The organism is Aestuariivirga sp. (assembly GCF_044238155.1).
In the GTDB taxonomy this organism is placed as follows: Bacteria; Pseudomonadota; Alphaproteobacteria; order Rhizobiales; family Aestuariivirgaceae; genus Aestuariivirga.
On sequence record NZ_JBIIDX010000184.1, the window covers coordinates 1 to 5,802 of the forward strand.

Annotated in this window: 7 protein-coding genes; all 7 read right to left on the bottom strand. The window is 59.2% G+C overall.

Translation table 11 applies throughout. The annotated features are described in order from the left end of the window. On the bottom strand, positions 1 to 276 hold a 276-nt coding region (locus tag ACILRN_RS15275), incomplete at its 3' end, for a tRNA-guanine transglycosylase (RefSeq protein WP_395689727.1). After that, the gene (gene queA, locus ACILRN_RS15280) at positions 273 to 1,316 is read right to left on the bottom strand and encodes a tRNA preQ1(34) S-adenosylmethionine ribosyltransferase-isomerase QueA (RefSeq protein WP_395689729.1); all 1,044 of its coding nucleotides are present in this window, start codon (positions 1,314 to 1,316) and stop codon (positions 273 to 275) included. The genes ACILRN_RS15275 and queA, both read right to left, overlap by 4 nt. A 35-nt stretch (positions 1,317 to 1,351) precedes the next feature. Next, positions 1,352 to 1,873 carry a peptidylprolyl isomerase gene (locus tag ACILRN_RS15285; protein ID WP_395689731.1) on the bottom strand — a complete coding sequence of 174 codons (522 nt, stop codon included), beginning with the start codon at positions 1,871 to 1,873 and terminating at the stop codon, positions 1,352 to 1,354. Beyond that, positions 1,873 to 2,385, bottom strand: coding sequence for a peptidylprolyl isomerase (locus ACILRN_RS15290; RefSeq protein WP_395689733.1), 513 nt, complete (start codon positions 2,383 to 2,385; stop codon positions 1,873 to 1,875). Before ACILRN_RS15290 ends, ACILRN_RS15285 begins: the two co-directional genes overlap by 1 nt. 54 nt (positions 2,386 to 2,439) lie before the next feature. Further along, positions 2,440 to 2,946 carry a pantetheine-phosphate adenylyltransferase gene (coaD, locus tag ACILRN_RS15295; protein WP_395689735.1) on the bottom strand — a complete coding sequence of 169 codons (507 nt, stop codon included), beginning with the start codon at positions 2,944 to 2,946 and terminating at the stop codon, positions 2,440 to 2,442. A 2-nt stretch (positions 2,947 to 2,948) separates the two neighbouring features. Next, a complete protein-coding gene (locus tag ACILRN_RS15300; RefSeq protein ID WP_395689737.1) occupies positions 2,949 to 3,560 on the bottom strand; it encodes a LysE family translocator in 612 nt (203 codons plus the stop codon). Positions 3,561 to 3,748: 188 nt separating this feature from the next. Further along, positions 3,749 to 5,802 (bottom strand): DNA gyrase C-terminal beta-propeller domain-containing protein (locus ACILRN_RS15305; protein WP_395689739.1); only part of this gene is annotated, 2,054 nt, incomplete at its 5' end.

Genomic DNA, 5,802 nt, shown 5'->3' on the forward strand with positions numbered 1-5,802 from the left:
ATCGGTAAGAATTGGCCGGTTCCAGCCCATGAATGCATGAAGTCCGCCAAGCCGCGCCACCTGCTCTGCCCCCGGCCGGAGCATGAGATGGTAGGTATTACCCAAAATGATATCGGCCCCAGAGGCTTCGACCTGGTCGAGATAGAGGCCCTTCACTGTTCCAACCGTACCTACCGGCATGAAAGCCGGGGTACGGATCAGGCCATGCAGCGTTCGGACTTCGCCCAGACGCGCCTGTCCATCCTTGCCCTGAAGTTCGAAGCCGAATTCGATCATGGCGCAGGGAATAGCAGGCTCGAGTCGCCGTAGGAATAGAACCGATAATCGTGCGTGATGGCATGGGCATAGGCCTCACGCATCCGCCCAAGCCCAGAAAAAGCGGCCACGAGCATGAACAGTGTGGATTTGGGCAAGTGGAAATTAGTGATCAACAGATCCACCGCACGGAAGCGGTAGCCAGGTGTAATGAAGATCTCGGTCGTGCCAGAGAAAGGCGCGAGACCAGAACTTTCAAGCAACCGCAGCGAGGTTGTTCCCACCGCAACGATGCGCCCACCCCGGCCACGTGCCGCCTTCAGGCGCTCACAGGTTTCCAGGCTCACCTCACCCCATTCGGCATGCATCCGATGCTGCCTGATCTCATCCACTTTCACTGGCAGAAAGGTGCCTGCCCCGACATGCAAGGTTACAAATTCTGTTGATATTCCATATTCTTCTAAGAGTCTTATGAGGTTTGACGTGAAGTGAAGTCCTGCCGTAGGAGCCGCCACAGCCCCCTCCTTTTCGGCGTAGACGGTCTGATAGTCCGCCTTGTCCTCAGCATCTGTCGCACGCTTGCCCGCGATATAGGGTGGCAGCGGCACCTCACCCACCTCAGCAAGCACTCCATCCAGCGCCGGGCCGGACAGAGAAAAGCTCAGGGTAACCTCTCCCGCTTCACCTTTTTCTACAATTACTCCAGCTAGGGATTTGTTTTCGCGTACAAATATAACATTATCGCCCAATTGCAGCTTCTTCGCAGGCTTGGCAAAGGCCTTCCAGCGCTGGCCGTCCATCCGTTGATGCAGCAACACTTCGATCTTGGGGGTCGTCCCGCCGCGCCCGGCCCGGTAGCCTCGCAAGGCAGCAGGGATCACGCGTGTGTTGTTGAATACCAGCACGTCCCCCGGCCTCAGAAGATCGGGCAGTTCCCTGAAAACCCGATCTTCCAGTCGGTCTGGGCGAACGACTAGCAGCTTCGCCGCATCCCGGGGCGACGCCGGCCGCAGGGCGATGCGGTCGGACGGCAGATCAAAGTCAAAGTCGGACAGGCGCATGGTGATTGGCAGATGAGCCCTTCTAGCCAGCGCAGCTACTTGGCGTCCGAAGCTACCTGCATTCTGGCAATGCGGTCCGGTTCGCGTACCGGCTCTCCTCGCTTTATGCCGTCAACAACGGCCATGCCGTCAGTCACCTTGCCCCACACCGTGTATTGCCGATCGAGAAAGGAAGCATCACCGAAGCAGATGAAGAACTGGCTATTGGCAGAGTCCGGATTCTGCGAGCGCGCCATCGAGCAAACACCTCTCACATGAGGCTCGCGTGAAAATTCCTGCTTCAGATTTGCCTTCTTCGAACCGCCCATCCCGGCCCTGCCAGCGTTGAAATCGGAATTGGAAGTGTTGCCATACTGCACATCTCCACCCTGCGCCATGAAGCCTTCGATGACACGATGGAAAACGACACCATCATAGGCACCCTCACGGGCGAGTTCCTTGATGCGCGCCACATGGTTGGGCGCAAGGTCGGGGCGAAGAGCGATTGTCACGCGGCCTTTGGCAGCGCCCTTCGCATCGACGACGTCCATGTACAGAGTGTTCTCAAGATCAGACATTATTTCACCGTTACCTTTACCATCTTGTCGGGGTTCGCAGGGGGCTCGCCGCGCTCAATCTTGTCGACGCAAGCCATGCCTTTTTCATCCACCTGTCCCCAAACCGTATACTGCCCGTTCAGGAAATCGCCATCGGCGAACATGATGAAGAACTGACTGTTTCCAGAGTCTGGGTCGCTTGAGCGGGCCATGCCGACCGTGCCCCGCCGGTAAGGCTCCGGGGTGAACTCTGCCTTGAGGTCGGGTTCGTCGGAACTGCCCATGCCAGTGCCTGTCGGGTCACCGGTCTGCGCCATGAAGCCGTCGATCACCCGGTGAAACACGATCCCGTCATAGAAGCCGGATTTTGCCAGCTTGGTGATCTGGGCCACGTGCTTTGGAGCAAGGTCGGGCCGCAGCGCTATTTCGAAGGAACAGCCTTTGCTCGTTTCGATCTTGATCTTTTCAGCGGCCAGCGCCGGACTCGTGAGAAGGCCGGCGGCCAGTGTGGCCAGAGCCAGTTTCCTGATCATGGGAACTCCTGTTGTTTCTTCTGATGCCGTTCCTGACGGTCCGGCTGACAAATGTCAATGCGATGCCGTGGCAAGCACCGCCGCCATGACTGTTTGCGCCTCTTTCGGGACAAACAGGGAGATGTCACCACCCATTCGCGCGATCTGTTTGACCAGCGAAGACGCTATCATCCGCGTCGCGGGCGACGCCGACAGGAAAACCGTTTCGATGTCAGGAGCCAATGACACGTTCATCTGCGCCATCTGCACCTCATAATCAAAATCCGTTGCATCCCGCAAACCGCGAATGATGAACCCCGCATGATGAGCGCGGGCAGCATCAACGGCAAGGCCACCGAAGGTTGTCACAGAAATCCTCGCGCCCGTATGTTCCGCTATCGGCCGGGTCACTGTCTCCAGCAAAGTCATTCTGGTCTCGACCGGGATCAGCGAGTGCTTGCCATGATGCGTTCCAACCCCCAGCACCAGTCTGTCGGCAAGACGGGCAGCCCGTGCAATGATGTCGAGATGTCCGTAGGTAACGGGGTCGAACGAGCCTGGGTAAAAACCAATGCGTGCCATGTTCAGCGTCCTCGCAATGCCATCCATAAACCACCCCCCAACAGGAAGCAGCCACTGATGAGTTCCAACGCCCTGATCCGGGAGCGGGACAAAAACGCTCCCGCCTTGCCAGCCAGCAGCGCATAGGCGCAGTCGCCTGCTGCTGCAATTGCCATGAAGGTGCCGCCGAGCAGCAGGATCTGCTGCATCGGATCGCTTTCCGGAGCGAGAAAGGGCGGGATCATTGCGCCAAACAGCACAAGCATTTTCGGATTCGACAAGATGACGATGAGGCCCTGCAGGAAGAAACTGCCGTGCGGGCGCGCACGGTCAACCGCCACGGCCAGGTCCCCATGGGCTCGGAACAGCTTGATCGCCAGCCACACGAGATAGGCCGCACCAGCGTAACGCAAGACGTCGAACCATAATCCCATCAATTCAATGGCAGCGCTTAGACCCAAAGCGGCAACGGAGAGCCAGATCAGGAAACCCACCTGGGTTCCCAGAACATTCATCAATCCGGCGCGGTGGCCATACCGAAGACTATTGGCCACGATTACCGTGATGGTAGGGCCCGGCACGAGTGCCAATGCAGCCGCGGCAGCAGAAAAGGCAAGGTAGGATTCGTGGGTCACCGAAGGGTCTCCAGAGCCAAGCAAGCTAGCCACATTCCGACCACCGGAGGCAAGCCTCCAGAAGCACGGACTCCTGGCCTTGGTCTGACAGGCGAACAGTGGCTCCGGGCAGCGTCATCGCACAGTAAGCTTTCAAACCGAAGCAACAGGGTCAGGCAAATACGACGAGCACCCAGCCCCTCCAGCGGTCAGGACTCATCTGTCTCCTCATCCTCGGTGATGTGCTCCACGGATACAACGTGTTCGCCCTCCGCCACATCGATGACGATCACCCCCTGCGTGGCGCGGCCCTTCTTGCCGATATCCCGCACATGCGTCCGGATCAGTTGCCCCCCATCTGTGACCAGCATGATCTGATCACCGTCCTCGACCGGGAAACTGGCCACCAGTGGGCCGTTGCGCTCATTGACAGCCATTGCAACGATGCCCTTGCCGCCCCGCCCGGTAATCCGATATTCGTAAGAGGAGGTTCTCTTTCCGTAGCCATTGGAGGATATGGTCAGGATCACCTGCTCGCCGGCGCCCATTGCAGCATAACGTTCCTGGCTCAGCGTTGTCTCGGCTGGCATCTCCTCATCACCGGCACCCAATGGCGCCTCCGCGTCTTCACCTGAAACGGCACGCGCCATCTTGAGATAGGCCGCGCGCTCCTCCGGTGTTGCCTCGGCGTGGCGCAGGATCGACATCGAAATGAGCCGGTCAGCGTCTTCGAGCCGAATGCCCCGGACACCAGTCGAATCCCGGCCCTTGAACACCCGCACCTCGGCCACCGGGAAGCGGATGCACTGACCCTTCGCCGTCGTCAGCAACACGTCGTCCGCCTCGGTGCAGATCTCGACCCCGGCGATCATGTCGCCTTCATCGAGCTTCATGGCGATCTTGCCCGACCGGTTGATCTGTTCGAAATCTGAAACTTCATTGCGACGTACCGTTCCCGACCGCGTAGCAAACATCAGATATTGACCGGCGGCTGCGGCTGCATCCTCCGGCATTGGCAGGATCGTGGTGATCCGTTCGCCGGCTTCGAGCGGAAGGAGATTGATCAGCGCCTTGCCACGCGATTGCGGGTTGCCCATCGGAAGCCGCCACGTCTTGAGACGGTAGACCATACCCGCAGACGAAAAGAACAGAATTGGCGTATGGGTGTTGGCCACAAACAGCTTGGTGACGAAATCCTCTTCCTTGGTGCCCATGCCCGAGCGGCCCTTGCCGCCCCGCCTCTGGGCGCGATAGGTCGAGAGCGGAACCCGTTTCACGTAGCCGGCATGGCTGACTGTCACCACCATGTCCTCTCGCTGTATCAGGTCCTCGTCTTCCACCTCCCCATCGTTCTCCACGATCTCCGTGCGTCGCGGCGTGGCGAACTCCTGGCGAATGGAGGTGAGCTCATCCTTGATGATGGTGAGCACGCGCTCGCGCGAGCGCAGGATGCTGAGATAATCGGCAATCTCCTCAGCGAGTTTCTCGAGCTCCGCGGCGATCTCGTCACGGCCCAGCGCGGTCAGCCGCTGCAGGCGCAAGTCGAGAATGGCGCGCGCTTGCTCGTCCGACAGGCGATAGCTGCCATCCTCGGTCAGGCTATGGCGGGGATCGGCGATCAGCGCAATCAACGGCGCCATATCACGTGCCGGCCATTGCCGCCCCATCAGGGCCTCACGAGCCTCGGCGGCATCCTTGGCCTTTCGGATCAACGCGATCACCTCGTCGATATTGGCAACGGCAATCGCCAGTCCGACCAATACATGAGCCCGGTCTCGGGCCTTGTTAAGAAGGAACTTGGTACGGCGGGTAATAACCTCCTCGCGAAAGGCGATGAAGGCCTGCAGCAGATCCTTGAGATTCAGCAGCTCCGGCCGGCCTCCGGTCAGACACACATTGTTGATGCCAAACGTCGATTGCAGCGGCGTGAAGCGATAGAGTTGATTGAGCACGATATCGGCCATCGCATCACGCTTCAGCTCAATCACCACCCGCATGCCCTGCCGGTCTGACTCGTCGCGGATATCCGAGATGCCTTCGAGTTTCTTTTCGCGCACAAGTTCGGCAATGCGCTCGATCATCAACGCCTTGTTCACCTGATAGGGTATTTCGGTAATGATAAGCGCTTCGCGCTCCTTGCGGATTTCTTCGGTATGCACACGAGCCCGCATGACCACCGAGCCGCGCCCGGTGTGAGCAGCCGACTTTATGCCTACCCGGCCCAGAATAAGGCCGCCGGTCGGAAAATCCGGACCCGGAATGA